The organism is Pseudomonas sp. NY15463 (assembly GCF_048068415.1).
Taxonomy (GTDB): domain Bacteria; phylum Pseudomonadota; class Gammaproteobacteria; order Pseudomonadales; family Pseudomonadaceae; genus Aquipseudomonas; species Aquipseudomonas mosselii_C.
This window is the reverse complement of record NZ_JBLUQD010000002.1, coordinates 362,189-388,227: the sequence shown is the minus strand read 5'-3', so window position 1 is coordinate 388,227 and position 26,039 is coordinate 362,189. Positions and strand designations below refer to the sequence as shown.

The 26,039-nt window shown below is 63.3% G+C and carries 19 protein-coding genes; 10 read left to right on the top strand and 9 right to left on the bottom strand.

What is annotated here, in order from left to right; all coding sequences use genetic code 11:
- The first annotated feature begins 93 nt into the window (after positions 1–93).
- On the top strand, positions 94–1,734 hold the full coding sequence (locus ACNFIC_RS05985; protein WP_138218755.1) for a methyl-accepting chemotaxis protein: 1,641 nt from the start codon (positions 94–96) through the stop codon (positions 1,732–1,734).
- 63 nt (positions 1,735–1,797) lie between these two features.
- Here ACNFIC_RS05985 and ACNFIC_RS05980 read toward each other — a convergent pair whose 3' ends face one another.
- On the bottom strand, positions 1,798–3,660 hold the full coding sequence (locus ACNFIC_RS05980; protein WP_416780325.1) for an LTA synthase family protein: 1,863 nt from the start codon (positions 3,658–3,660) through the stop codon (positions 1,798–1,800).
- Positions 3,661–3,867: 207 nt separating this feature from the next.
- Here ACNFIC_RS05980 and ACNFIC_RS05975 point away from each other — a divergent pair, with 207 nt between their 5' ends.
- Together ACNFIC_RS05975 and tadA are read left to right on the top strand one after the other, a co-directional pair.
- On the top strand, positions 3,868–5,250 hold the full coding sequence (locus tag ACNFIC_RS05975; RefSeq protein WP_138218751.1) for a multicopper oxidase family protein: 1,383 nt from the start codon (positions 3,868–3,870) through the stop codon (positions 5,248–5,250).
- Positions 5,250–5,729 carry a tRNA adenosine(34) deaminase TadA gene (gene tadA / locus ACNFIC_RS05970; RefSeq protein ID WP_138218749.1) on the top strand — a complete coding sequence of 160 codons (480 nt, stop codon included), beginning with the start codon at positions 5,250–5,252 and terminating at the stop codon, positions 5,727–5,729. The genes ACNFIC_RS05975 and tadA overlap by 1 nt, the downstream gene beginning before the upstream one ends.
- 8 nt (positions 5,730–5,737) lie before the next feature.
- On the opposite strand, the gene ACNFIC_RS05965 is transcribed toward tadA, so the two are convergent.
- Both ACNFIC_RS05965 and mltF read right to left on the bottom strand, forming a co-directional pair.
- Positions 5,738–8,716 (bottom strand): dermonecrotic toxin domain-containing protein, encoded by a 2,979-nt coding sequence (locus ACNFIC_RS05965; protein WP_416780322.1) that lies wholly within the window; start codon positions 8,714–8,716, stop codon positions 5,738–5,740.
- Between the two features lie 164 nt (positions 8,717–8,880).
- Positions 8,881–10,338, bottom strand: coding sequence for a membrane-bound lytic murein transglycosylase MltF (gene mltF / locus ACNFIC_RS05960; RefSeq protein WP_416780320.1), 1,458 nt, complete (start codon positions 10,336–10,338; stop codon positions 8,881–8,883).
- A 275-nt stretch (positions 10,339–10,613) separates the two neighbouring features.
- On the opposite strand from mltF, the gene purL reads away from it, so the two are divergent.
- Together purL and ACNFIC_RS05950 are read left to right on the top strand one after the other, a co-directional pair.
- Entirely contained in the window at positions 10,614–14,513 is a 3,900-nt protein-coding gene (gene purL / locus ACNFIC_RS05955; protein WP_416780318.1) for a phosphoribosylformylglycinamidine synthase, read from the top strand.
- A 3-nt stretch (positions 14,514–14,516) separates the two neighbouring features.
- Positions 14,517–14,828, top strand: coding sequence for an NGG1p interacting factor NIF3 (locus tag ACNFIC_RS05950; protein ID WP_416780316.1), 312 nt, complete (start codon positions 14,517–14,519; stop codon positions 14,826–14,828).
- Between the two features lie 257 nt (positions 14,829–15,085).
- On the opposite strand, the gene ACNFIC_RS05945 is transcribed toward ACNFIC_RS05950, so the two are convergent.
- The 3 genes from ACNFIC_RS05945 to ACNFIC_RS05935 all read right to left on the bottom strand — a co-directional run bounded on the left by ACNFIC_RS05945 (position 15,086) and on the right by ACNFIC_RS05935 (position 18,546).
- Complete coding sequence (locus tag ACNFIC_RS05945; RefSeq protein ID WP_416780314.1) at positions 15,086–17,110, bottom strand: PhoX family protein; 2,025 nt, start codon at positions 17,108–17,110, stop codon at positions 15,086–15,088.
- A 298-nt stretch (positions 17,111–17,408) separates the two neighbouring features.
- Positions 17,409–17,972 carry a L,D-transpeptidase family protein gene (locus ACNFIC_RS05940; protein WP_416780312.1) on the bottom strand — a complete coding sequence of 188 codons (564 nt, stop codon included), beginning with the start codon at positions 17,970–17,972 and terminating at the stop codon, positions 17,409–17,411.
- 19 nt (positions 17,973–17,991) lie between these two features.
- The gene (locus ACNFIC_RS05935) at positions 17,992–18,546 is read right to left on the bottom strand and encodes an NUDIX hydrolase (protein WP_416780310.1); all 555 of its coding nucleotides are present in this window, start codon (positions 18,544–18,546) and stop codon (positions 17,992–17,994) included.
- A gap of 127 nt (positions 18,547–18,673) precedes the next feature.
- Here ACNFIC_RS05935 and ACNFIC_RS05930 point away from each other — a divergent pair, with 127 nt between their 5' ends.
- The 5 genes from ACNFIC_RS05930 (at position 18,674) to purT (ending at position 22,026) form a co-directional block, all read left to right on the top strand.
- Positions 18,674–19,273, top strand: coding sequence for a CoA pyrophosphatase (locus ACNFIC_RS05930; RefSeq protein ID WP_416780308.1), 600 nt, complete (start codon positions 18,674–18,676; stop codon positions 19,271–19,273).
- 46 nt (positions 19,274–19,319) lie between these two features.
- Positions 19,320–19,844, top strand: a complete 525-nt coding sequence (locus ACNFIC_RS05925) for a gamma carbonic anhydrase family protein (protein WP_138218731.1) — start codon at positions 19,320–19,322, stop codon at positions 19,842–19,844.
- Positions 19,837–20,043, top strand: coding sequence for a DUF1289 domain-containing protein (locus ACNFIC_RS05920; RefSeq protein ID WP_138218729.1), 207 nt, complete (start codon positions 19,837–19,839; stop codon positions 20,041–20,043). The genes ACNFIC_RS05925 and ACNFIC_RS05920 overlap by 8 nt, the downstream gene beginning before the upstream one ends.
- A gap of 217 nt (positions 20,044–20,260) precedes the next feature.
- On the top strand, positions 20,261–20,731 hold the full coding sequence (locus ACNFIC_RS05915; RefSeq protein ID WP_138218727.1) for a VUT family protein: 471 nt from the start codon (positions 20,261–20,263) through the stop codon (positions 20,729–20,731).
- Between the two features lie 113 nt (positions 20,732–20,844).
- Positions 20,845–22,026, top strand: coding sequence for a formate-dependent phosphoribosylglycinamide formyltransferase (gene purT, locus ACNFIC_RS05910; RefSeq protein WP_138218725.1), 1,182 nt, complete (start codon positions 20,845–20,847; stop codon positions 22,024–22,026).
- A gap of 117 nt (positions 22,027–22,143) precedes the next feature.
- Here the strand turns inward: purT and ACNFIC_RS05905 are convergent, their stop codons facing one another.
- From ACNFIC_RS05905 to ACNFIC_RS05895, 3 genes are all read right to left on the bottom strand, one after another.
- Positions 22,144–23,448 carry an MFS transporter gene (locus ACNFIC_RS05905; protein WP_416780305.1) on the bottom strand — a complete coding sequence of 435 codons (1,305 nt, stop codon included), beginning with the start codon at positions 23,446–23,448 and terminating at the stop codon, positions 22,144–22,146.
- Positions 23,449–23,688: 240 nt separating this feature from the next.
- Positions 23,689–24,876: a transporter associated domain-containing protein gene (locus tag ACNFIC_RS05900; RefSeq protein ID WP_416780303.1), complete on the bottom strand. Its 1,188-nt coding sequence runs from the start codon at positions 24,874–24,876 to the stop codon at positions 23,689–23,691.
- A gap of 9 nt (positions 24,877–24,885) precedes the next feature.
- The gene (locus tag ACNFIC_RS05895) at positions 24,886–25,695 is read right to left on the bottom strand and encodes a cytochrome C assembly family protein (RefSeq protein WP_416780301.1); all 810 of its coding nucleotides are present in this window, start codon (positions 25,693–25,695) and stop codon (positions 24,886–24,888) included.
- Positions 25,696–26,039 lie beyond the last annotated feature (344 nt).

Sequence of the window (26,039 nt, the reverse complement as noted above, 5' to 3'; positions counted from 1 at the left end):
GCGCCCTTAAGGCCGCGTTACCTCAGTCGATAACGCGAAGGCGCACACTCGTTCGGTGGGGCGCCAACTCCTTCTTTCGGTGCAGGCCCGTCTATGAATTGGTTCTACGATGCAAAGCTTTCGACCAAGTTGTACCTTGCGTTCGCGCTTTGCGCTTTCATCACATTGATCGTCGGGATGTTGGGTAGCCAAGGCATCAGTTCGTTGTCGTCGAGCTTGCAGTCGGTATTTGCTAACAACCTTGTGTCGGTGGCCAAGACCGCCGATGCTCGTAGCAATGCCATTTCGCAAAGCCGAGATCTCTACCGCTTGCTCGCCGCCGCGAGCGCAGGCGCCGATGCTGCTGAACGCAACACCATCCTCACCTCGCTGAAAGACAATCGCCAGGCCAGTGAGCGCGCTTTCGCCCTTTACCGCACCACCCCGTTGGCTGACGACGAGCGGGTCGCTGGCGACCGTATGGAAAAAGACTGGCCGCTCTATCAGGCGATCATCGACCGTACCATCGCCGCTATCGAGCGTGGCGATTTGGTCGCTGCCAAGCAGTTGATGTCCGGTGAGCTGCACGAAGCCTACCGCACCATCATGGGCGAGTTGGACATCATGGTGCAATCTAACAACCGGCAGATCGGCGAAGGTGCCGAGGACGCTCGTACGACCGAGGCCGCTGCCAAGCTCAATCTGTATATCGGTATCGGTGTAGCCTTCGTCGCAGCGCTGCTGCTGGGTATGTTCATCAGCCGGGCGATCAGTACGCCGATCGCGTTGGCGGTGCGCAACGCCGAGCGTATTGCCGGGGGTGATCTGACCAAATCCATCGAACGCGGCCACGCCGATGAAGCCGGCCAGTTGCTGACAGCGCTTGGGGCTATGCAAAACGGTCTCAAGAGCACCATCCAGCAGATTGCCAGCGCCGCCGACCAACTGGCGTCGGCGGCCGAAGAACTCAATTCGGTCACCGAAGAAAGCAGTCGTGGGTTGACTCGTCAGAACGATGAGATCCAGTTCGCGGCAACGGCCGTCACCGAAATGACTGCGGCTGTGGAAGAAGTGGCACGCAACGCCACCTCGACCTCCGAAGCCTCTCGCCATACCAGCAAAGAAGCGGCCAATGGCCGTGATCAGGCGCGAGAGGCGGTCAAGGCGATCTCCAGCGTGAACGATGAGATTGGCCAGTCGACCGTGATTGTCGATGAATTGGCGGGCAGCGTGCGCGATATCGCCCAGGTCCTGGACGTGATTCGAGGCATCGCCGAGCAGACCAACCTGCTGGCGCTCAACGCCGCCATCGAAGCGGCACGTGCGGGTGAGCAGGGCCGTGGTTTTGCCGTGGTGGCCGATGAGGTCAGAGCCCTGGCAGCTCGTACCCAAGCCTCGACCGGGGAAATCGAGGCGATGATTGCCAGTGTGCAATCGCGCGCCGATGAAGCGGTCAAGGCCATGGGCAACAGCCGCACCCTGGCTAACAGCACTCAGGAACTTGCCCAGGCCACCGGTGAGTCCCTTGAGCGCATTGCGCTGAACATCGCCGAGATCAACGACCGTAACATGCTGATCGCGACGGCTTCCGAAGAGCAGGCCAGCGTCGCACGTGAGGTCGATCGCAACCTGATCAATATCCAGGATCTTTCCACGCAGACCGCTGCCGGTGCGCACCAGACCAGCGCGTCTAGCCAGGAGTTGTCGCGCCTGGCGGTATCGTTCAACAACTTGGTCAGCACCTTCAAGCTTTAAGCATCCACGCGCATCGCGCAGGGCGGATCCCCATCCGGCCTGCCGCGAAGTGCGCGTTTCGCATCATTCCGCGCGCTCGGGCCTGTGCTCGAACCAGTCCCGCTGGTAGCGGTCGTACGACAGCAGCCGGTGCTTGGTCGCCGTGAATTCGTCGCCGGAGACTGTCTGCGGATCGCGCTCCTGCGGGTCTTCGGCAAGGTTATATTTGACCAAGGTGTCCGAGCTGTATTCGTACACGTACTTGTGCGGGTATTCCACCAAGGCTGAGGCCAGGTGGTCGAAGAACGTCGACATGAAGAACGCCCGTTTGCCATGTGGTCTGAGCAAACTGACGCCTTGTACCTCGATGGCCGCATCGCTTAATCCGAAGAAGTCGGCAAGTGTCGGGGCAATGTCGGTCTGCTGACTGAGGGTCGATTGCAGTTTGGGCAGCGGCGTACCCTTGGCCCAGAAAATCAGCGGGACACTCACTTCCTCCTCGTGCATGGACGAGTTGTGGATGAATAGGCCATGCTCGCCGAACGACTCGCCATGGTCGCCCACCAACACGAACAGCGTCGAGTCGAGCAGGTCGGCCTTGTCGAAGCCCTGTAGCATCTGTCCGATCAGCGCGTCGGTGGATTCGATGCAGCTTTCGTACTTGTCCAGCTCCGAGGTGGGCACCGTGCTGCCTGGGCAGTCGTAGGGGTAGTGAGCCGCACTGGGGAAGTACAGGGCGATGAAGCCCTTGCCCGACTGCTGGATGGCTTGCAGCGTAGGGATGCTGGGCAGGAACAGGTGCTCGTCGTTGGTACCGAAGCTGCTGCCTTGTGTGGCCGATAGCGTGTCGGCGACCGCGTAGGTCTTGTCCACCCCGATGGAGCGCAAGAAACCATCCAGGTTCTCGAATTGCAGGAACAGCGAGCTGAACGCCACGGCCTGCATGTTGCGCTGCTGCTTCAGGGCATGAATCACGCTGGGTTGTTGCAAGGGCATGGCTTCTTTGATTTCCACCCCCGGGTGTGCGTGCAGGCCGGTGAAGATCGAGAAGTACCCCTTGGACGAATGGGGCACGCTGACGTACGCCTTGGACAGCCAGCCTTCCTCGGCGAGCCTGGCCAGGGTCGGGTAACGTTGTACGGTGTCCACGCCGGGACCGAAGGTGCTGTTCCAGCGCACCGACTCCATGACGATGTACACCAGGTTCTTCACGCCAGGCATCGGGTTGGGGCGGCTGCTGTCGGGCAGGCGCGACAGCGAATAGGCGGGTTGCTCGAAGGGCAGCAGGTTTTGCGGTGTAGCCTGGCCGCCCAGGCCTGCGCTGCGTAGCGCCGTGACCAGTGTGCCAGCCACGATGTTCTGGTTCAGGTGATAGCGGGCGTCCTGGGTCAGTGCCGCGGCGCCGAGCAACCCTATCAGCAGCACCCCGGGCCCGAGCAGGCTGGCACGGCTCGGGGCGGCGTAGGGGCGATGGTGCGCGCGGTACGTCGCCACGCCCAACAGTGTCCAGCTGGCCATCCACGCCAGCCCCATGAGCAATACGATGAAGCGAAAGGTCAGGCCAAAACCGGCCAACTGATTGAAAAACATCGGTGCGCCGGAGGCCAGGTCGCCGGCATGTCGCAGGCTGTATTGCACCAGGGCCCAGTCCAGTGGCTTAAGCCACAACTGACGCACGCGCATGTCGATCAGCAGCATCAGCAGCAAGGTGCCGGTCAGCAGGCCGAGCGTGACGAAACTGGCGCGGTAGCGCGGTAGCAGGGCCCTTGCGATCAGGTAGAGCGCCGTGGCCAGCAGCAGGTCTTGCAGTAGGTAGCGTGCAAGGCTTGCCGGGTCGGTGTCGATCCAGCGGCTAGCGAAATACTGGATCAGGATGATCTTCGGGATCAGCAACAGGGCGACGGCCAGCACCAGGCTGGCCGTCAGTAAACGATTGTTTGGCTGCATGGTGCTGCGCCTCCCCCGAGTCCTTGGCACCTGACTGGCTCACTTAAGCAGCGACTGAGCGTTTGGGCAAGCATGTCGTCGTGCCAGGCCCTAAGGGCTGCGGCAAGACTTCACTTAATATTTCGCAAATGCAGGTGTATCGTATTCGCCCTTCATCGCCAGCCGCTGCTGGCAGACTGATTGCGCGAAAACGAGGTACCCGCACCGATGTCCTTTACCCGTCGACAAATGCTCAAGGGCCTGACCGGCCTGGTGGTGGTAGGCCTGGGCGCCGGAGGCGCGGCGCGTTACTGGCTGGGCAAGGTCGAGGACGAGAACGCCGGGCATGACTACGAGCTGATCGCCGCCCCGTTGGACGTTGAACTGGTCCCCGGCTTCAAGACCCAGGCCTGGGCTTTCGGCCCGTCGGCACCGGGTACTGAGTTGCGGGTGCGCCAGGGTACCTGGCTGCGGGTACGCTTCATCAATCACCTGCCGGTAGAAACCACCATCCACTGGCATGGCATCCGCCTGCCATTGGAAATGGACGGCGTGCCCTACGTATCGCAATTGCCCGTCAAACCGGGCGAATACTTCGACTACAAGTTCCGCGTGCCGGATGCCGGCAGCTACTGGTATCACCCGCATGTGAGCAGTTCCGAGGAGCTGGGCCGTGGCTTGGTGGGGCCGTTGATCGTCGAGGAGCGCGAGCCGACCGGCTTCCAGCATGAGCGCACCTTGAGCCTGAAGAACTGGCACGTGGATGAGCAAGGCGCCTGGCTGCCGTTCAGCATCCCGCGCGAGGCGGCGCGCAACGGCACGGCAGGCCGATTGATCACCATCAACGGCCAGGCCGATGCAGTCACTGAACTGCCAGCCGGGCAGGTGGTGCGCGTACGCCTGCTGAACCTGGACAACACCTGGACCTACCGCCTCAACCTCAAAGGCAACTGCGAGGCGATGATCTACGCCCTGGACGGCAATCCCGTGACGCCGCGTGCACTGGATGACGAATATTGGCTAGGCCCTGGCATGCGCATCTGCCTGGCGATCCGCATCCCCGAGGCGGGCGAGGAGATCTCCCTGCGTGATGGTTTCGTGCGCCTGGGTACGCTGCGCGCGGTGGCCAGCAACCAAGCGCCTGGCGACTGGCCCAAGCGACTGCCGGCCAACCCGATTGCCGAACCGGATCTGGAGAAGGCCGAGAAGCTCAACTTCAATTTCGAGTGGGTCGGCAAAGTGTCGGTGAACACCGACAATGGTAAGCCGCCGAGCCTGTGGCAGATCAACGGTCAGGCCTGGGACATCACCGACAAGACCTGCGCCGACCGCCCCATCGCCACGTTGAAACAGGGTAATAGCTACATCTTCGAGTTGAAGAACATGACCCAGTATCAGCATCCGATCCACCTGCATGGCATGAGTTTCAAGGTAATCGCCTCCAATCGCCGCAAGATCGTCGAGCCTTGGTTCACCGACACCTACCTGTTGGGCAAGAACGAACGCGCCCAGGTGGCGCTGGTGGCCGATAACCCAGGCACCTGGATGTTCCACTGCCATGTCATCGACCATATGGAAACCGGCCTGATGGCCGCGATCGCGGTGGTGTGATGCGCCCGCAGATCATTGATCGCAGCCGCGACCAGGAATTCATGCGCTTGGCCCTGGATCTCGCCGCCCAAGGGGCGGCGCTGGGTGAGGTGCCGGTGGGCGCGGTGTTGGTGCAGCATGGCCAGGTGCTGGGCCAGGGCTTCAACCGGCCGATCCTGGACAGCGACCCCAGCGCCCACGCCGAAATGGTCGCCATCCGTGCCGCTGCGGCGGCGGCGAGTAACTACCGGCTGCCGGGTAGCACCCTGTACGTGACGCTTGAGCCATGCAGCATGTGCGCGGGACTGATCGTGCATGCGCGGGTGGCACGCGTGGTGTTTGGCGCCCTGGAGCCCAAAGCGGGTATCGTGCAGAGCCAGGGGCAGTTTTTCGGCCAAGGCTTTCTCAACCATCGGGTCATGGTGGAGGGGGGCGTGTTGGCCGAGGCGTGCGGGGCGATCCTCAGCGAGTTTTTCAAGGCGCGGCGGGCCAAGCGCTGACGCGCACGTTAGAGTCTCACGTAGTTCAGGCCGTGTTGCTGCATCATGTTGCGCAGCTCCGCCAGGTTGCGCAGGCGGCGTTCGCTGATCCATGGCCAACTCGGCCTGTAGATGTAGAACCGCGGGCCCTCCCTGAGAATCGGGGTGTACAGCAACTCGCCGGTGTTGCTGCGGTGGATCAGGCACGGTTCATTTTCGCGAACATCGATCGTGAAGTTGCCGCGGCGCCAGAGTGCGGCCTCCAGGTCAGCCCCCAGCGGCGGGTGCGTACGGACTGGCACTTGCAAGCGCAGATCGCTTTTTACCTGGCGTAGCGACATGTCGTTGTCGAGCGTGGTGAACCCCGGATCGACCTCGATGCTGGCGGCTTGGCCGATGAGAATGTCCTGTACACGCAAACCGATGGCGCCTTCGAGTTCGCTTACCCCCAGCACGCCTTCGAAGGTATTGGCGTGGGAATTGCCGACCAGCGCGATCCAGCGCCCCGGCGCTCGCGCCTGATCGGCCGCGATCACCTCATGGGCATAGAAATTCATCATCTGCTGGCGGATCACCGGTGAAGGCGCCGGGTCCCAAGCCTGCCTGTAGCTGGCCATGCAGTCGATGGCTTGCACGCGGATACCATTGCGCTGCGCTTCGATCAGCACGTTTTCGAAGGTGTAGCGACCAGTGCGATCCAAGCCGAACCCAGCGTCCAGATTCCGGGCGTAAGCCCTCAAGTCGGCGGGCATCCTCCCGGTACGGTTGAATACATCGAGATCTGCCTGATGGAAATCGGTCATGAAGTGTTCCAGATAGAGCACCTTGACCTTCTCTCGACGTAGCAGCTTCATATTGTCGATCAGTAACTGCTTGCTACCGAGCTGTGAATGCCCTTCGCCGATCACCACGCCGTCACTGTTCTCCAGCAGCGCACGCAGGACCTGCTTGGGCGGTGCATCGCTCGGCAGTTCGGGGAGCGCAGGCCTGGCAGGAGGTTGCGCGGCGTCGAGAAACGCCTGGGCATCGCTGGCCAGTTTGTCACGCAGGCTGCGAAACGTGGCGTAGCTGTTTTCGATCTGCTCATCCAGGCTGGCCAGACCGCCGCTCAGTGCCAAATCCTGATGTGGCGAGTTGGCCGCAGCCTTGAGTGTGGGGCGCATCTCGAGGGGAATTTCGTAAGCGTTGGCCGCAAGTGGTGCCGGTAGGCCACGGGGCGCCACCCGGCCCCAGAGGTTCAGTAGCTTGCGCGGTATCATGCCGCCTTTGAGGGCTGCGCGTTCAAGGGGTTGCCACTGCCCTTGCGCGTTCATCGCGATCGGGATATGGCGGTAGAAAGACCAAGGGTTTTCCGGGTCAACCACCACCCAGGTTTGCATCTCCTTGACATAGCGTACTTGGTAAGGCTGTTGGTCGATCAGCGCATAGAAGTCGCCGCCCTGCAGGTAGATGCCTAGCTCGCCACCACTGTCTGGCGAGGCGCTGAGGATCACATTGGTTTCGTACGGGACCAGCACTGTTTGTGGAGGTTCGGGCCTGAACGGGGAAGGGACCCAGGATTCGATCTCCGCGTGGCTAGCCGGTTCGTCTTCGCGGGCATCGTACTGCGCATCGGTGGTGTCATCCTCAGTGGGTATCGGCTCCAGCGGCGCCGGTTCATCGGCAGGCACTTCGAGCCCCGGCTCACGCACAGATTCGACATCGACCGTGGCTGCCGCGTTGGCGAGCATGGCGGCATTGAACAGGGTGTCGATGGCCGCGAAGATCGCCTGGGTGACGCCATGCTTGCGCTCGCCAGTGGTGTGGCCGTTGACCGCCTGGTCGATGCTCAAGCCCATGTCGGCAATCCCGGCCCCCACCGCGGCGAGTGCGACGGGCCAGTCTAGTGCTGCCAGTGGCCCGCTGATGCTGGCGAAGGCTTCCAGGTAACCGATCCAAAGCTGCTTGCGCAAGTCGCCGTTCGAGCGCAGGGCAAAGTGCGCATCATCGCGCATGCGCTGTTGGGCCGCGTCGCGCAGGTGGCTGAAGGCGTCTGTCTCGACGGTGGTGTCGAGCTGGTTCAGGCACTGATGATCATGGCCGCCCCAGTTGAAGAACAGCAGGTCGATCATGTGGTTGAGCTGGGTGTTCGGCGCTGAATTGTCGTTGGCCGATAACGGGAAGTGGCTCATGAAGCGCGTGCGGTTGTCGGCGTAGTTGGTGTGGTTGAGCACCCACCAATACAGCTCGTGGGTGCCTGCGAACAGTTGCAGCGCGGTCTCCTCGCCCGGCGTGTACAGCAACTGGCGGCCGTCCTGCATTTCGATGCGCAGCCAATCGCTGGCCACGTAGCCGGCGATGTCCAGGGTGCAGACCCGATAACCGGCATCGGCGATCTTGAGCTGGTGTAACTGTTCGAGGGTGGGGGCTTGCAGGTCCAGTCCGGTGAGTGCCGTGGCGACCTCTCGGGCACAGTGGGCCAAGGCACTGTCAGGCGCGGCGGCGCAAACCTCGACGACCTTGGCGAGAAAGTTCACTTTGGCTAGCAGGCGGTAGCTGTCGCTGCTGCGCTGCCAGAACGTCTCGAGCTGCTCGTGGAACAGGCGGCTGAAGTCGATCTGCCAGAAGTCCTCGAGTACATCCTTGGGCTGGATGGGTATCTCGTTGTGTTCGTCATAGACGTCCCGGCCCGGCCCATCCTTGTAGAACCCGGCCAGGTAGCTGAGCAAGTCGCTGTTGTCCTGATCTTGGACATCGAAACGGTGCATCACCAGTTGCGGCAGTGTGAACGACTGGATCGGCGCGTCGTGGTGCTCCCAGCCACTGAAGGTTCTCGGGCTGCTCTGCGCCGTCTGGAAGCGATTGAGGTGGACATGGTCCGGGTTCAGCGCTGGCTGCCCGTGCTTGTGCAGGATAGCGATGGCGGTGTCACGCGCCATTTGACGCATGTCCGGACACGCCGTGATCAGTGATTGGGCCAGTTCACGCAGGTGCTGTTGGACCTCGGACATCGGTAGTTGCAAACCCATGGCAGTGCTCTCGTGGTTCTTGGGTTCGCGAGGTTGGCCGAGGTGCCGGGAGGGTAGGTGGTAGTTATGTCATGCCTGGCGCTCAGGTGGTCACATGGCCTGGCGCTCAAGGTGAAGGGAAAGCACGGACCGGGCGTAGCGCCGAGGCGCTCGCCTTAGCATGTTTACATCGACGGCGCCTGCTCTGCCGGCTTGTCCTTGTTCACCCCAGGCACATGCAGATTGCCCTCGGCGACCTGGCCTTCGAGCTGCGGCTGGGTTACCCAGGTAAGGATGTCGTAGTAGCGGCGGATGTTGGCCACGAAATGCACCGGTTCGCCGCCGCGGGCGTAGCCGTATTTGGTCTTGCTGTACCACTGCTTCTGCGCCAGGCGCGGTAGCATCTTCTTCACGTCGAGCCACTTGTTCGGGTTCAGACCCTCGCGCTTGGCCAGCGTGCGGGCGTCTTCGAGGTGGCCACTGCCGACGTTGTAGGCAGCCAGTGCGAACCAGGTACGGTCGGGCTCCTGGATGCTGTCGTCAAGCTGGTCCTTGACCAGCATGTAGTACTTGGCGCCACCCTGAATACTCTGTCTTGGGTCCAGTCGGTTGGACACCCCCATGGCCTGGGCGGTGCGCTGCGTCAGCATCATCAGGCCGCGTACGCCTGTCTTGGAGGTAACTTCGGGCTGCCACATCGACTCCTGATAGCCAATGGCTGCCAACAGCCGCCAGTCGACTTGCTCGACCTTGGCGCTGGACTTGAAGTGCTTCTCGTACTTGGGCAGGCGCTGTTGCAGGTGCTGGGCGAAGGTGTAGGCACCGACGTAGCCGAGTACGTCGACATGGCCGTAGTAGCGGTCCTTGAGCCGTTGCAGGGTGCCGTTCTTCTGTGATTTGTCGAGGAACTCGTTGACCTCGTTGAGCAAGCTATTGTCATCGCCAGGGGCCACCGCCCAGCGTTGATCGCGCGAGTCGCCCAGGTCGAAGGCTACGCGCACGTTGGGGAAATACACCTGGTTCATCGCCAGTTCGTTGGAGTCCACCAGGGTGAGGTCGATCTGGCCCTCGTCGACCATGCGCAGCAGGTCGACCACCTCGACCGCGTCGGATTCTTCGTACTCGATCCCGGGGTACTGCTTTTTCAGCTCGGCCAACTGGTCGGCGTGGCTGCTGCCCTTGAGCACCATGATTTTCTTGCCGACCAGCCCCTTGGGTTCGGTCGGGCGCGAGCGGCCGTTGCGGTAGATGACCTGCGGGGTGACTTCCAGGTAGGGATGGGAGAACCTTGCCTGGGCCGCGCGCCGCTCGCTGCTGACAAGGCCGGCAGCGGCCAGCACCGGGCCCGATGGCTTGCCCAACTGGTTGAAGATGTCGTCGAGGTTGTCGGCGGTCTCGATCTGCAACTTGACGCCTAGATCGTCGGCGAAACGCTTGACCAGCTCGTATTCGAAGCCGGTTTCGCCGTTGCGGTCCTGGAAGTAGGTCGCCGGGCTGTTGCGGGTAATTACGCGCAATACGCCGTCCTCCTTGACGCGTTCGAGGGTGCTGGGTTTTTCAACACAGGCACCGAGCATCAGGAAGAGTCCGGTTGCGAAGAGCCATTTGGCGCAACGCTGGCGCAAAGCAGTGTGGGCGAGCATGGGTGCAGTATACGCAAAGGACCGCCCCCGCCATATCTCGACAATGGTTGGCAGGTCTGCTAGTTGACCTGAGCTGCAAGCTGCAAGCAAAAACAGGGCGTGCAACCTCGCTTTTTTCTTGTCGCTTCAAGCTTGCAGCTTACAACTGCTTTTTTGACCCCAAGGTCCGGTTCCACCGCCCGGCAGCATTGGCGTAGAGCGGGTGCCGAAAGCCTGCGATTTAGGCTAGAATGCACGGCCTCTAAGCACACCCCTTCCCTGAGGCTGTCCCGACGATGTTGATCCTGCGCGGCGCTCCTGCCCTTTCTGCCTTTCGCCACGGTAAATTACTCGAGCAACTGAGCCAGAAAGTCCCCGCTGTTACTGGTTTGTATGCCGAATTCGCCCATTTCGCCGACGTCGACGGCGAGCTGACCGCTGACCAGCAGCAGGTGCTGGGCCGTCTGCTCAAGTACGGCCCGAGCGTGCCGGTGCAGGCGCCTACCGGTCGCCTGTTCCTGGTCGTGCCGCGCCTGGGCACCATCTCGCCGTGGGCATCCAAGGCCAGCGACATCGCCCATAACTGCGGCTTGCAGTCGATCCAGCGTCTGGAACGCGGCATCGCCTACTATGTTGCCGGCAACCTGTCCGACGCCGACGCTCAGCTGATCGCCGCCGAGTTGCACGACCGCATGACCCAGCGCGTACTGGCCAAGCTTGAAGATGCCGCTGACCTGTTCAGCCACGCCCAGCCCAAGCCAATGACCTCGGTGGACGTGCTCGGCGGTGGCCGCGCGGCGCTGGCGCAAGCCAACATCGACCTGGGCCTGGCCCTGGCCGAGGACGAGATCGACTATCTGGTCAACGCCTTCCAGGGCCTTGCGCGCAACCCGAACGACATCGAACTGATGATGTTCGCCCAGGCCAACTCCGAGCACTGCCGCCACAAGATCTTCAACGCCAGCTGGGACATCGACGGCCAGGCGCAAGAGAAGAGCCTGTTCGGCATGATCAAGAACACCTACCAGATGCACAGCGAAGGCGTGCTGTCCGCCTACAAGGACAACGCTTCGGTGATCGTCGGTAGCGTCGCTGGCCGCTTCTTCCCGAACCCTGAGACCCGCCAGTACGGCGCGGTGCAGGAGCCGGTGCACATTCTGATGAAGGTCGAGACCCACAACCACCCGACTGCCATCGCCCCGTTCTCCGGCGCCTCCACCGGCTCCGGCGGCGAGATCCGCGACGAAGGCGCTACCGGCCGTGGCGCCAAGCCAAAGGCCGGCCTGACCGGCTTCACGGTCTCCAACCTGCGTATCCCTGGCTTCGAACAGCCGTGGGAGCAGGCCTACGGCAAGCCTGAACGCATCGTCGATGCCCTGGACATCATGGTCGAAGGCCCGCTCGGTGGCGCGGCGTTCAACAACGAGTTCGGGCGCCCGGCGCTGACCGGCTACTTCCGTACCTTCGAGCAAAGCATCAACACCCCTCGTGGTGAGGAAGTGCGCGGCTACCACAAGCCGATCATGCTCGCAGGCGGCATGGGTAACATCCGTGAAGACCACGTGCAAAAAGGCGAAATCACCGTGGGCGCCAAGCTGATCGTGCTCGGTGGCCCGGCCATGCTGATCGGCCTGGGTGGCGGCGCGGCGTCGTCGGTGGCTACCGGTGCCAGCTCGGCTGACCTGGACTTCGCCTCGGTACAGCGCGAAAACCCAGAAATGGAGCGCCGTTGCCAAGAGGTCATCGACCGTTGCTGGCAACTGGGTGACAAGAACCCGATCGCGTTCATCCACGACGTCGGCGCCGGCGGTATCTCCAACGCCTTCCCGGAGCTGGTCAACGACGGTGGTCGTGGCGGCCGCTTCGAGCTGCGCAACGTGCCCAATGACGAGCCGGGCATGGCCCCGCACGAAATCTGGAGCAACGAGTCGCAGGAGCGTTACGTGCTGGCTGTCAGCGCCGAGGACTTCGAGCGTTTCCAGGCCATCTGCGAACGCGAGCGCTGCCCATTCGCGGTCGTTGGCGAGGCCACAGCCGAGCCGCACCTGACCGTGACTGACAGCCACTTCGACAACACCCCGGTGGACATGCCGCTGGACGTGCTGCTCGGCAAGCCGCCACGCATGCACCGTTCGGTCACCCGCGAAGCCGAGCTTGGCGATGACTTCGACCCGAGCCAGCTGGACCTGGACCAGGCGGTGCAGCGCGTGCTGAACCACCCTGCTGTGGCCAGCAAGAGCTTCCTGATCACCATCGGCGACCGTACCATCACCGGTCTGGTTGCCCGCGACCAGATGGTCGGTCCTTGGCAGGTACCGGTGGCCGACTGCGCCGTCACCGCCACCAGCTTCGATGTCTACACCGGCGAAGCCATGGCCATGGGCGAGCGCACTCCGCTTGCACTGCTCGATGCCCCGGCGTCCGGACGCATGGCCATCGGCGAAGTGCTGACCAACATGGCTGGCGCACGCATCGAAAAACTCTCCGACATCAAGCTGTCGGCCAACTGGATGTCCGCCGCCGGGCACCCCGGTGAAGACGCGCGTCTGTACGACACCGTCAAGGCTGTCGGCATGGAACTGTGCCCGGAGCTGGGCCTGACCATTCCGGTGGGCAAGGACTCCATGTCGATGAAGACCAAGTGGAGCGAGGACGGCGTCGACAAGAGCGTCACCGCGCCGATGTCGCTGATCGTCAGCGGCTTCGCCCCGGTCACCGATATTCGCGACACCCTGACCCCGCAACTGCGCATGGACAAGGGCGAAACCGACCTGATCCTGATCGACCTGGGCCGTGGCAAGAACCGCATGGGTGCCTCGATCCTCGCGCAGACCTACGGCAAGCTGGCTGCCCAGGCACCGGACGTCGACGATGCCGAAGACCTCAAGGCCTTCTTCGCCGTGATCCAGGGCCTGAACGCCGATGGTCACCTGCTGGCCTACCATGACCGTTCCGACGGCGGTCTGCTGACCACCGTGCTGGAAATGGCTTTCGCCGGTCATTGCGGCCTCGACCTGCAACTGGACCCGCTGACCGACAGCAAGAGCGATGTCCCGGCCATCTTGTTCAACGAAGAGCTGGGTGCGGTGATCCAGGTTCGCCAGGACGCCACCCCGGACGTGCTGGCCCAGTTCAGCGCCGCCGGTCTGGGCGAAGGTTGCGTGTCGGTGATCGGCAAGCCGATCAACAACGCCGAGGTGTCCATCAGCCTGAACGGTGAAGTGCTGTTCGACGATGACCGTCGCATGCTACAGCGCCAGTGGGCCGAGACCAGCTACCAGATCCAGCGCCTGCGTGACAACGCCGAATGCGCCGACCAGGAATTCGAGCTGCTGCTCGAGGAAGAAAACCCAGGCTTGTCGGTCAAGCTGGGCTTCGACATCAACGACGACATCGCGGCGCCCTACATCAAGACGGGCGTGCGTCCGCAAGTGGCGATCCTGCGTGAGCAGGGCGTCAACGGCCAGGTCGAGATGGCTGCGGCCTTCGACCGCGCAGGCTTCGCTGCCATCGACGTGCACATGAGCGACATCCTCGCAGGTCGCGTCGACTTCGAAGCGTTCAAGGGCCTGGTGGCCTGTGGTGGCTTCTCCTACGGCGACGTGCTGGGTGCTGGTGAGGGCTGGGCCAAGTCGGCACTGTTCAACGCCCGTGCCCGCGATGCTTTCCAGGCCTTCTTCGAGCGCAACGACAGCTTCGCCCTGGGCGTGTGCAACGGTTGCCAGATGATGTCCAACCTGCACGAGCTAATCCCTTGCACCGAGTACTGGCCGCACTTCGTACGCAACCGCTCGGAGCAGTTCGAGGCGCGCGTGGCTATGGTCGAGGTGCAGAAGTCCAACTCGATCTTCCTGCAAGGCATGGCCGGTTCGCGCATGCCGATCGCCATCGCCCACGGTGAAGGTCATGCCGAGTTCGCCAGCGAAGAGGCGCTGCTGGAGGCCGACCTGTCCGGCACCGTGGCACTGCGCTACGTCGACAACCACGGCAAGGTCACCGAAGCCTACCCGGCCAACCCGAACGGCTCGCCGCGCGGTATCACCGGTCTCACCAGCCGTGACGGCCGTGTGACCATCATGATGCCGCACCCGGAGCGTATGTTCCGTGCCGTGCAGAACTCCTGGCGCCCGGACGAGTGGCAGGAAGACGCACCGCTGATGCGCATGTTCCGCAATGCGCGGGTGTGGGTGAACTAAGGCGTGTACAAGCTCGCCTTCTTCGTCCCCGACAGCCATGTCGAGGTGGTCAAGGCTGCTGTGTTCGCCGCTGGCGGCGGGCGCATCGGCGCTTATGACCACTGTGCGTGGCAGGTGCTGGGCCAGGGCCAGTTCCGCTCGTTGGACGGCAGCCAGCCGTTCACTGGGCAAACTGGCCAGGTTGACAGGGTCGAGGAGTGGAAGGTGGAGTTGGTGGTGGCTGACCAACTGATCGTTCAGGTGGTCGCAGCGCTCAAGCAGAGCCATCCCTATGAAACACCGGCCTATGAGGTCTGGCCACTGGCCGATTTCTAAGGTTCATCGCACTGCCCATCGCGGGGCAAGCCGCAGCGACGTTTCGTTGCTGTGGCTTGCCCCGCGATGCGTTTCAGGTGGAATAGCACAGGTGCAGCGCTGGATTCGGGCTTTGCACAATCCTGTGGGCGCGGGTTTGCCGGAGGGCCGGACCACCGCAAAACAGGCGACGCGGTGGATGGCACCGGCTACGCCGGTGTTCGCGGCACAAGGCCGCTCCTACATGTGCTGCGTTGGGTGCAATCCAGCGATATTGCTCAAGCAGTGCCTATCTCGCCGCCATCCAGGCGTTGGATCGCCACGGTCGATGAGCGCGGCCGCAGCTTGGTGCCCGCTGGTGTGACATCGGTCGCCACGTCGGTGGATGGCCAGTTCTCCGGGTGCTGGATATTGATGAACAGCGTCTTGTTGTCTGGCGTGAAGGTGATCCCCGTGACCTCGCAGCCATTGGGCCCAACGAAGAAGCGTCGCAGGTCTGTCTGGTTCTGCGCGTTGATCGGCAGCTGTTTGCCGTTGCTGTCCACCAGGTCCGTGGGGATCACTGCCAGCAACTGGTCGTTGGTGTAGCGTGTCACGCTCTCTTCGCCATTGTCGGTTTCGAACCAGAGGATGCCGCGGCTATCGAAACTCATGCCATCGGGGCTGGCGAACTGGTTCATCTCGGTCAGCCCGGAACGGTTGATCTCGGCTGCGCCATCGGCGTTGGCACCGAACACGAAGATGTCCCAGGCAAAATGCCGGTGATCCTCGCTGTCGTGCCAGCGGATGATGTGCCCGTGACGGTTGGGGCCGCGCGGGTTGGCCTTGTCGGTCTTGTCGGCGCTGCGGGCACTGTTGTTGGTCAGCGTCAGGTAGGCATCGCCGTTGAGCGGGTTGACCGCCGTCCACTCGGGGCGGTCCATGGGCGTGGCACCCACGGCGTCGGCGGCGCCGCGCGTGTTGATGATGATGCCTGGCAGGTCGCCGAACAGCGCACCCAGGGTGCTGCCATCGCGGGTCGCGGTAGCGGTGTCGAGCAGCAGCCAGTCGCCGCTGCCATCGTCGTTGAAGCGGGCGACGTACAGCTTGCCCTTGTCCATGTACTTGGCGCCGATGTTCAGGCGGTCCTGGGCCTTGGCGTCGGCCGGGTCCCACAGCGCATCAGAAACGAACTTGTACAGGTACTCGTTGTTGGAGTCGTCACCGGTGTACCAGACCAACGGCTTGCCTGCTACCGCCAGGCCTGGGCAACAGCCCTCATGGCGCAAACGCCCAAGCGCGGTGCGTTTCACGGCGCGCGTGGCGCTGTTGTACGGGTCGATCTCGACGATATAGCCGAACGTGCTGGCTTCGTTGCGGTAGTCGTCAGTGGCGCTGGCGCCCTTTGGGGTCACGTCGAAACGCGCGAACTCGTCGTCCATCTCGCTGGCATCGCCTGCTGCGCTTTCCCAACGGTATTGCCCGGCGTTGGCGGCAACGCCGATACGCACCTGGTCGGCTGGGCGGCTGGCGGTGTTGACGAAGATCCCTGGCCAGTTTTCTTCACAGGTCAGGTACGTGCCCCACGGGGTATAGCCGTTGCCGCAATTGTTGTTGGTGCCGCGGCACTCGACCCCGGCAGGGGAGAAGCGGGTGCGCACGTGCGCGGTGCCGCGCAGGGGGCCGGCGATGTCCATCACCGTGGCGGTGGTGAAGCGGCGGTTGAGTGGGTCGTTATCCACCACCTGCCAGCGCCCGTTGGTCTTGCGGATGCGTACCACCCCGGCGCCGTGGGCGTTGATCTCCTTGCGCACTTCTTCGGCGGGGCGTTGGCCGCTGATCGCGTTGGTCGGGCCATGCGGGTGCAGGGCTGCGGTGTCGATGTATTCGAAGTTGATTGCCAGCAGACCGTCTTCGGAGCTGCCGTCGATGGGGAAGAAGCGCATGCCGTCGTGGTGCATGCCCATGGCGTTGGCCTGGTCGCTGGCGCTGTTGCTGCCGTCGGCTTGCCAGGGTTTGCCGCTGCTGTTGATCGGTGTGCCCCACGGCGCCAGCACTTGTGCGCTATAACCGGGCGCGACGGCGCAGGCATCGAGGCGCGAACCCTTGATGGACTGGAAGCCGAGCTTGGGCATTACCGGTTGTGGCGAGGGTGTGGTGCCATCGAAGCAGGCCGTGAGGCCAGTGCCGGCGATCATCGCGATCGCAGCGCCCAGGCTGCCACGCAGCACGCTGCGGCGGCTGAGGTAGGCGTCCATGACGCTGGTCATTGGCAGGTTGCCAGAGTGGTTACGGTCCAGGTTGTCGCCGCTGTCTCGACTCATCGGGTGTCCTTTTTTGTCTGGGATGACGCAGAAGGCCGACTTTAAAACCTCAATGTGATGATTTTCTTGCAGGCGTGTTACCGCCAGTCCAAAGGCATTCGGCGCTTTGGGCGGCCTTGCAAAGCAGCGTGCGACCCAGGCTCTCGATGAGGTGAGTGAATGACCGCGCAGGCTTAGCTGGATGCGGCGCCGTGCTTGGCTTTGTGTCAGGCAAAGGCCAGTTTTGCCTAGGGGGTTTCTGTTCGCAAAGACGTTGGCTTAGCGTTTGCATAGGGCCGGACAGCCGCCCCGGGCGGACTCAAGGCCGGATTTCGATCAGCGTACCGTCCTTGACCAGGTTCCAGACTTCGCGCATGTCGGCGTTGCGCATGGCGATGCAGCCTTCGGTCCAGTCGAGGGTGTGGAAGTACCACTCGGGGTATTCCTCGTCGATCGGGGTGCCATGGATCATGATCATGCTGCCGGCACTCACCCCGTCACGGCGCGCCTTGGCCGCATCGCTGATGTTCGGGTAGGAGATGTGCATGGCCAGGTTGTAGCGGTCGCTCACTTTGCGCCAGTCGAGCCAGTACAAACCTTCGGGGGTCTTCTTGTCGCCTTCGCGCTCCTTGGCGCCCTTGGGCTGCTTGCCCAGCGAGATGCGGTAGGTCTTGAGCGGTTCGCCACGGCTGATCAGTTGCAGGCGGCGTTCGGACTTGAGCACCAGCACCTTGTCGATCATCCGCCCCTCTGCCGTGGGCGCGGCTTGCACTGGGGCTGGCACGCTGCTGGTCGACGCAGGCTTGCGGATGATGGTTTCGGTGAAGGCCGCTTGCGACACCGAGGCGACACTGAAGCAGAAGAGGGCAAGCAACCAGCGCATGAAACCGTATCCCTGAAAACTATGAGGTGGACGACGAAACGTTCATCGGCGGCAGGTATTCGTGGCCTATGGGGTAGTGCTGCCTGATGCGGTCGCGATAGTAGCATTCTAGTGTGCGTGCGACGGTGCGAAAAGCCAGCTCCGTCCACGGGATTTCGTGTTCCTCGAACAAGCGCACCTCCAGGCTTTCGACGCCAGTGGCAAAGTCCAGGTCGCTCAGTTCGGCGCGGAAGAACACATGCACCTGATTGATGTGTGGCAAGTCGAACAACTGGTAGAGGCTGGTTTGCCCGACCCGGGCACAGGCTTCCTCGACGGTTTCGCGACGAGCGGCTTGATCCAGCGTCTCGCCGTTCTCCATGAAGCCGGCGGGCAGGGTCCAAAAGCCCCGGCGCGGCTCGATGGCGCGTCGGCACAACAGCACCTGTGTGCCCCAGGTGGGCAGTACGCCGGCGACGATGTTGGGATTCTGATAGTGGATGGTCTGGCAGTGCTCGCACACATAACGCAGGCGGCTGTCGCCGTCCGGGATTCGCTGGATGACCGACTGGCCGCACGCGCTGCAGAATTTCATGCTTTTATTCCTTGAGGGTCAGGCTATCTTTGCGCGTCTGGCCTGCTCACCGCAAGCGGGCAGGGCTTGGGTGCCTCGCGGCTTTTGGTGCATCATGCACGGCAGGCTTTGGACACGAGAGTGCGTAATGCTGGACGAGCTTCTTCGCCGAATGAGCAACCATACCCCTGCCTCGCTGGAGGTGGATCGCCGCTTCCCGGAAGCTGCGGTACTGCTGCCCATTACCCGCAGCGAGGAGCCGGAGCTGGTGTTGACGCTACGCGCCAAGGGCTTGTCGACCCACGGTGGCGAAGTAGCCTTCCCCGGGGGGCGGCGCGACCCGGAGGACCCGGACCTGGTGTTCACCGCCCTGCGCGAGGCCGAGGAAGAAATCGGCCTGCCGCCAGGGCTGGTCGAAGTCATCGGCCCGCTTAGCCCGCTGATTTCGCTACATGGCTTGAAAGTGACCCCGTTTGTCGGGCTGATCCCCGATTATGTTGAGTACCGCGCCAACGATGCCGAGATCGCGGCCGTTTTCACCGTTCCGCTGGAGTTCTTCCGCCAGGATCCACGCGACCACACTCACCGCATCGACTATCAAGGGCTTAGCTGGTACGTGCCCAGCTACCGCTACGGCGACTACAAGATCTGGGGGCTCTCGGCGATCATGATCGTCGAGCTGGTCAACCTGTTGTATGACGCCGGGATCAGCCTGCACCAGCCGCCAGAGCGTTTCATCCAGAACTGAGCAGAGCTCACCCTGCCGAGCTGCCTTCAACCGTGAGGAGCGTTACATGAAATACCGCCTGGGCGACCTGCGCGTCGAGACCCACCCCACCAGCTGGACTGCACCCACTGCCACGCTGATCGGCAAGGTGCGCCTGCAGGCCCGCGCCAGCGTATGGTTTGGCGCCGTGTTGCGCGGCGACAACGAGCTGATCGACATCGGCGAGGACAGTAACGTTCAGGATGGCAGCGTGATGCACACCGATATGGGCGCGCCACTTACCCTGGGCAAGGGCGTGACCGTCGGTCATAACGCGATGCTGCATGGCTGCACGGTAGGCGACTACAGCCTGATTGGCATCAACGCGGTGATCCTCAACGGTGCGCGCATTGGCAAGCACTGCATCATCGGCGCCAATGCGCTGATCCCCGAAGGCAAGGAAATCCCTGACGGTTCACTGGTGATGGGGTCACCGGGCAAGGTGGTGCGCGAGCTGACCGAGCAGCAGATGCGCATGCTCGAAGCCAGTGCCGCGCATTATGTGCACAACGCCCAGCGCTATGCCCGTGACCTGGTGGCCGAGGATGAATGAGGCAACGCCGCGCGAGCGGCCGGTGGCTTCGCCGTGCGTCAGTGTCTGTGCGCTGGATGAGCAGGACATCTGCACCGGCTGCCAGCGCACGGTGGACGAGATCACTCGTTGGGGGCGGATGGACAATGACCAGCGCCGCGCGGTGCTCAAGCTGTGCCATGAGCGTGCGGTGGCTTCGGGGCTGGTGATCGGCCTGTAGGTTTTTGCTGCGTTGCCGGGCCACCGCGAACACCGGCGAAGCCGGTGCTATACACCGAGTCGCCTGCTTCGCGGGTAAACCCGCTCCCACAGGGCGCAGCCCGGTCGGGCTGGGTGAACTCCCACAGGTCGGCAAGCCCGCTGCGGGTTTACCCGTGAATAGGCGCTGATTGCGAATTCACGTATTCTGTGCCGCTTGCCCTGCATACTGTCGGATCATGTTCTACCTCATCGCCTATATCAGCAGCGTGGTGCTGATCAACTACGCCTTCTCCAGCGCTCCGCACCTGGATGTCATCTGGTCCGCCTGGGGCGGCCTGGTGTTCATTCTGCGCGACATGGTGCAAACCCGCTACGGTCACGGTGCGCTGCTGGCGATGCTGGTGGCGCTGGTGCTGTCGTATGTCACCTCCGAGCCGGCCATTGCCCTGGCCAGTGCTACGGCGTTCTTCATCTCCGAGCTGATCGACTGGCTGGTGTTCAGCGTCACCCGTCGCCCTCTACGCGACCGCCTCTGGCTCAGCTCGGCACTGAGTATCCCGGTAGACACCTTCATTTTCTTCGGCATGATCGGCGCGCTGACGCCGGCGGTGGTTGGCACGGCGCTGGCCTCCAAGTTCGCCGGGGTGACGGCGGTATGGCTGATCATGGCCTGGCGTGCCCGGCGCCTGGCGCTGGCTGGCGGATAGGCCGCTGTACGGTGCATCGCGACACGAGGCCGCTCGCACAGGTAGAATACTGGTCCTTTTTCAGCGGGCAGCGCCACCCGTAGCGCCGCCCCGGACGCCTTCGAGGACCTGAAATGACCCGTATCGGAACCCCATTGTCGCCCACCGCGACCCGTGTACTGCTCTGCGGCTGCGGCGAGCTGGGCAAGGAAGTGGTGATCGAGCTGCAGCGCCTGGGCGTCGAAGTGATCGCCGTGGACCGCTACGCCAATGCCCCGGCCATGCAGGTCGCGCACCGCAGCCATGTGATCAACATGCTCGACGGTGTTGCCCTGCGTGCGGTGATCGAGGCCGAGAAGCCGCATTACATCGTCCCGGAGATCGAAGCCATCGCAACCGCCACCCTGGTCGAGCTGGAAAGCGAAGGTTTCAACGTGGTGCCCACCGCGCGCGCCACCCAGTTGACCATGAACCGTGAGGGCATCCGTCGCTTGGCCGCCGAGGAACTCGACCTGCCGACCTCGCCGTACCACTTCGCCGACACCTTTGAGGACTACAGCAAGGCGGTCGCCGACCTGGGCTATCCGTGCGTGGTCAAGCCGGTGATGAGTTCCTCGGGCAAGGGCCAGAGCCTGCTGCGCAGCGCCGATGACCTGCAGAAGTCCTGGGATTACGCCCAGGAAGGCGGGCGTGCCGGCAAGGGCCGGGTGATCATCGAAGGCTTCATCGACTTCGAGTACGAAATCACCCTGCTGACCGTGCGTCACGTCGGCGGCACCACCTTCCTTGCCCCGGTCGGCCACCGTCAGGAGAAGGGCGACTATCAGGAGTCCTGGCAGCCCCAGGCCATGAGCCCGAAGGCTCTGGCCGAATCGCAGCGTGTGGCGCAGGCGGTCACCGACGCGCTGGGCGGGCGTGGTCTGTTCGGTGTGGAGTTGTTCGTCAAGGGTGATCAGGTGTGGTTCAGCGAAGTCTCGCCGCGTCCGCACGATACTGGCCTGGTGACCTTGATTTCCCAGGACCTGTCGCAGTTCGCCTTGCACGCGCGGGCGATTCTCGGCCTGCCGATCCCGACCGTGCGTCAGTTCGGCCCGTCGGCTTCGGCGGTGATCCTGCCTGAGGGCCAGTCGCAGCAGACCAGCTTCGCCAATCTGGGCGCCGCCCTGAGCGAGCCGGACACGGCCATTCGTCTGTTTGGCAAACCGGAAATCAACGGCACCCGCCGCATGGGCGTATGCCTGGCGCGTGACGAGTCGATCGAGGCCGCGCGAGCCAAGGCGACCCGTGCCTCGCAGGCGGTCAAGGTCGAATTCTAAGCTACAAGCTACAAGCTACAAGCTACAAGCTACAAGCTACAAGCTACAAGCTACAAGCTACAAGAAAGAGCGGAGCCGCGTGCGGTCTGCTTTCTCTTGTAGCTTGCCGCTTGCCGCTCAGAGCTGCGTATCACGCGTCTCTTTCAGGCACAGCACGGCAATCAGGCTGATCACTGCCGCCGCCGACACGTAGCCGCCCACCCAGCTCAACCCACCCATGCTCACCAGTTGCTGGGCGAAGAAAGGTGCCGCCGAGGCGCCGACGATGCCGCCCAGGTTGTAGGCCGCCGAGGCGCCGGTGTAGCGCACGTGGGTCGGGAACAGCTCTGGCAGCAGCGCGCCCATCGGGGCGAAGGTCACCCCCATCAGGAACAGCTCAATGCTCAGGAACAGGGCCACCCCGGTCGTGGAGCCTGAGGTGAGCAGTGGCTCCATGGCAAAGCCCGACGCTACCGCCAGCAAGCCACCGACGATCAGCACCGGCTTGCGCCCGTAGCGGTCGCTCAGCCAGGCCGACAGCGGCGTGGCCAGGGCCATGAAGACTACGGCGAAGCACAGCATGCCGAGGAAGCTCTCGCGGCTGTACCCTAGGGTCGAGACGCCGTAGCTCAGCGAGAACACCGTGGAGATGTAGAACAGCGCGTAACACACCACCATCGCCGCAGCGCCCAGCAGGGTCGGCAGCCAGTATTGGCTGAACAGGTCCACCACTGGCAGTTTCACGCGTTCGTGACGTGCCACGGCTTGGGCGAACACGGGGCTTTCTTCGAGCTTCAGGCGCACGTACAGGCCCACGATCACCAGGGCGGCGCTGAGCAGGAACGGAATGCGCCAGCCCCACTCGCGGAACTGCTGGTCGTCCAGCACCAGTGCCAGGGTCAGGAACAGGCCATTGGCGGCCAGGAAGCCGATCGATGGGCCCAGTTGCGGGAACATGCCGAACCACGCGCGCTTGCCCTGCGGTGCGTTCTCGGTGGCCAGCAGTGCCGCGCCGCCCCATTCACCGCCCAGTCCCAGGCCCTGGCCGAAGCGCAGCACGCACAGAATGATCGGGGCCCAGATACCGATGCTGTCATAGCCGGGCAGCACGCCGATCAGCGTGGTCGACACGCCCATCAGCAGTAGCGACGCGACCAGTGTCGACTTGCGTCCGATGCGGTCGCCGAAGTGGCCGAACAGTGCCGAGCCCAACGGGCGCGCGAGGAAGGCGATGCCAAAGGTGAGGAAGGCGGCGAGCATCTGCACGGTGCCGGAGCCCGAGGGGAAGAATATGGGCCCGATCACCAGCGCAGCGGCGGTGGCATAGACGTAGAAATCGTAGAATTCGATGGCGGTGCCGATGAAGCTGGCGGTGGCCACCCGGGCAGGGGAGTTGACCGGGGTTGCCGGGGCAGGCTCGGCGTAAGTGCTGCTGGATGTCATTGCATAGGTCCCTGACAGTCGATGCTCCATGGGCGCGGCCATACGGCGGGCGCAAGGCGGCGGGAGCGTATTTTTATGGTTCGCGCGGCTGACGATGGCCCAGGGGTAAGAGCAGGGGCGGGCTGATTCGGGGTACTGAAGCAGGACCGCGGGGCGTGTCAGTGGTGCGGACTGGCCATCGGGCGCCGGGTGCGGATAGCAGGCGTGAGGGCAGGGCTGGATAAGCTCGACCGAGTATAGCTAGCGGGTCACGGTCCAGGCCAGTACCTTGCTGGCGCAATTGTCCTCGGTTGCGAGGATTTCCAGGCGGTAGCGGCCGATCTTCAGGCACACCGCGCTGGCTGGAATGCTCTCCAGCGCTTCGGTGACCAGCCCGTTGAGGGTCTTCGGGCCGCCGTCGCTGGGCAGGTGCCAGCCCAGCGTGCGGTTGATCTCGCGCAGCGACGCAGCGCCTTCGATGATGAAGCGCCCGTCCGCTTGCGGGTGGACATGGGGGTTGTCGAGGCTGTGCTCGTCCTCGAACTCGCCGACGATCTCCTCGAGGATGTCTTCCAGGGTGACGATGCCCAGCACTTCGCCGTATTCATCCACCACCACGCCCATGCGCCGCTGCTGTTTGTGGAAGTTCAGCAACTGCATGTGCAAGGGCGTGCTTTCGGGAATGAAGTAGGGTTCGTAGCAGGCGGCCTGGAGCTTTTCCAGCGTCAGCTCGGCACGTGGCAGCAGGTGGCTGATCAGCTTGGTGTTGAGCACCGCTTCGACCTGGTTGATGTCGTTGTGGTACACCGGCAGGCGGGTGTGCCGGCTGACGATCAGTTGCTCGATGATATGCTCGATGGGCTCGTCGAGGTTGACCCCATCGACGTCATTGCGTGGTACCAGGATGTCGTTGACGGTGATTTTGTCTAGTGCCTGCAAGCCCTCGAACAGGCCATGCTGGGGCTGCTCGGGGGCGTCTGCCTGGTCGAAGTCGTCTGGCGCCTGTGGGTGCAGCGCCACCGCAGTGCCTTGCACGCGAAACGGCCGCAGGATCAGCCGGGCGATACCGTCGAGCAGGCGCGCTGGCGGTTGCAATATGGCCAAGGGCAACTTGAGCAGGCTGGCGCCGAGGCTGAGGAAGGCTTGCGGGTTGCGCCGTGCCAGGCGCCGCGGGAGGAACTCGGCGAACACCAACAGGGCCGCTGACGCGCCGAGGCCGGCGAGCCAGAAACCATGCTCGCCGTTGTAGCGCTGGCCGACCAGGCAGGCCAGGCCCATGACCAGCAGTTTGCCAAGGCTGGCGCACAGCACCAGGGCCTGGGCTGGCAGGGAAGGTTCGGCGTGGCCGTTGAGCTGTTGGCGAGCGCTGTCCACTGCGCTAAACAGCGCCGACCACAACAGGGCCAGTGCGAGGGTGCCGAGCAGCGGGGCGTACGGCAAGGTGTCCATGGGCGGTCGTCAGATATGCAGGATGAATTCGCGGACCAGCTTGCTGCCGAAATAGGCCAGCATCAGCAGGCAGAAACCGGCCAGGGTCCAGCGGATGGCCTTGTGGCCGCGCCAGCCCAGACGTGTACGCCCCCACAGCAGCACGCTGAATACGACCCAGGCCACGCAGGCCAGCAGGGTCTTGTGTACCAGGTGCTGGGCGAACAGATTTTCGAGGAACAGCCAGCCCGAGAGCAGCGACAGCGATAGCAGAATCCAGCCGGCCCAGAGGAAGCCGAACAGCAGGCTTTCCATGGTTTGCAGCGGCGGGAAGTTGCGGATCAGCCCGGACGGGTGCTTGTTTTTCAGCTGGCGGTCCTGCAGCAGCAGCAACAGCGCCTGGAACACCGCGATGGTGAACAGGCCGTAGGCCAGGATCGACAGCAGGATGTGGGCGAGGATGCCGGGCTCTTCATTGATCAGCGGCACGGTGCCCGGAGGCGCGAACTGCGACAGCAGCGCGGTCACCGCACCTAGCGGGAACAGCAGCACCAGCAGGTTTTCCACGGGAATGCTCAGGCAGGCGAGCAGGGTCAGGGCGATCACGGCGGCAGCGATCAGGCTGGCGGCGCTGAAGAAGTCCAGGCTCAGCCCCAGGGGCGTGATCAGCTGGAACAGCAGGGCGCTGCCCTGGGCGAGTACCGCCAGCACGCCAAGTGCGCCGAGCAGCCGTTTGTCGGCCCGGGCGCCACGTGCAAGGCCCATGGCCTGGTAGACGGTCGCCGCCACGTAGAGCAGGGCAGCGAGCAGATTCGGGATGAGGCTGGGGGAAGAGAACATAAGTCCTGGCAGGCAAGCCCTAAAGGGACGGAGTTTGGCATAGAACCCGCAGCTCTAGGAAGACTGGGTGCGCGCTTCAAGTTGCAAGCTGCACGTGGCAAGTAAAAGCAGGGGGTGGCCTGATGCCTGTCCGCTAAGCCAATTGGGGCGCCAGAGCAGCCTCAATCAACTAGCAGCGAAAGGTTAACTGACTGGCATCAGGGGGTGGCCTATCGCGCTTTTTCTTGAAGCTTGCCGCTTGCCGCTCCAAGGTGTGCGCAGGTGGCAGTCTTCGCTATAATCGCCGCCTTGTTGTGCCCGGCCTCCACCCCGCGTGTCCCGGGCGCCTGAAAAACCTCGGCTTC

Coding starts and splice junctions, on each gene's coding strand:
- ACNFIC_RS05985 (WP_138218755.1), top strand. CDS start 94: ATGAATTGGTTCTACGATGCAAAGCTTTCGACCAAGTTGTACCTTGCG.
- ACNFIC_RS05980 (WP_416780325.1), bottom strand. CDS start 3,660: ATGCAGCCAAACAATCGTTTACTGACGGCCAGCCTGGTGCTGGCCGTC.
- ACNFIC_RS05975 (WP_138218751.1), top strand. CDS start 3,868: ATGTCCTTTACCCGTCGACAAATGCTCAAGGGCCTGACCGGCCTGGTG.
- tadA (WP_138218749.1), top strand. CDS start 5,250: ATGCGCCCGCAGATCATTGATCGCAGCCGCGACCAGGAATTCATGCGC.
- ACNFIC_RS05965 (WP_416780322.1), bottom strand. CDS start 8,716: ATGGGTTTGCAACTACCGATGTCCGAGGTCCAACAGCACCTGCGTGAA.
- mltF (WP_416780320.1), bottom strand. CDS start 10,338: ATGCTCGCCCACACTGCTTTGCGCCAGCGTTGCGCCAAATGGCTCTTC.
- purL (WP_416780318.1), top strand. CDS start 10,614: ATGTTGATCCTGCGCGGCGCTCCTGCCCTTTCTGCCTTTCGCCACGGT.
- ACNFIC_RS05945 (WP_416780314.1), bottom strand. CDS start 17,110: ATGAGTCGAGACAGCGGCGACAACCTGGACCGTAACCACTCTGGCAAC.
- ACNFIC_RS05940 (WP_416780312.1), bottom strand. CDS start 17,972: ATGCGCTGGTTGCTTGCCCTCTTCTGCTTCAGTGTCGCCTCGGTGTCG.
- ACNFIC_RS05935 (WP_416780310.1), bottom strand. CDS start 18,546: ATGAAATTCTGCAGCGCGTGCGGCCAGTCGGTCATCCAGCGAATCCCG.
- ACNFIC_RS05930 (WP_416780308.1), top strand. CDS start 18,674: ATGCTGGACGAGCTTCTTCGCCGAATGAGCAACCATACCCCTGCCTCG.
- ACNFIC_RS05925 (WP_138218731.1), top strand. CDS start 19,320: ATGAAATACCGCCTGGGCGACCTGCGCGTCGAGACCCACCCCACCAGC.
- ACNFIC_RS05920 (WP_138218729.1), top strand. CDS start 19,837: ATGAATGAGGCAACGCCGCGCGAGCGGCCGGTGGCTTCGCCGTGCGTC.
- ACNFIC_RS05915 (WP_138218727.1), top strand. CDS start 20,261: ATGTTCTACCTCATCGCCTATATCAGCAGCGTGGTGCTGATCAACTAC.
- purT (WP_138218725.1), top strand. CDS start 20,845: ATGACCCGTATCGGAACCCCATTGTCGCCCACCGCGACCCGTGTACTG.
- ACNFIC_RS05905 (WP_416780305.1), bottom strand. CDS start 23,448: ATGACATCCAGCAGCACTTACGCCGAGCCTGCCCCGGCAACCCCGGTC.
- ACNFIC_RS05900 (WP_416780303.1), bottom strand. CDS start 24,876: ATGGACACCTTGCCGTACGCCCCGCTGCTCGGCACCCTCGCACTGGCC.
- ACNFIC_RS05895 (WP_416780301.1), bottom strand. CDS start 25,695: ATGTTCTCTTCCCCCAGCCTCATCCCGAATCTGCTCGCTGCCCTGCTC.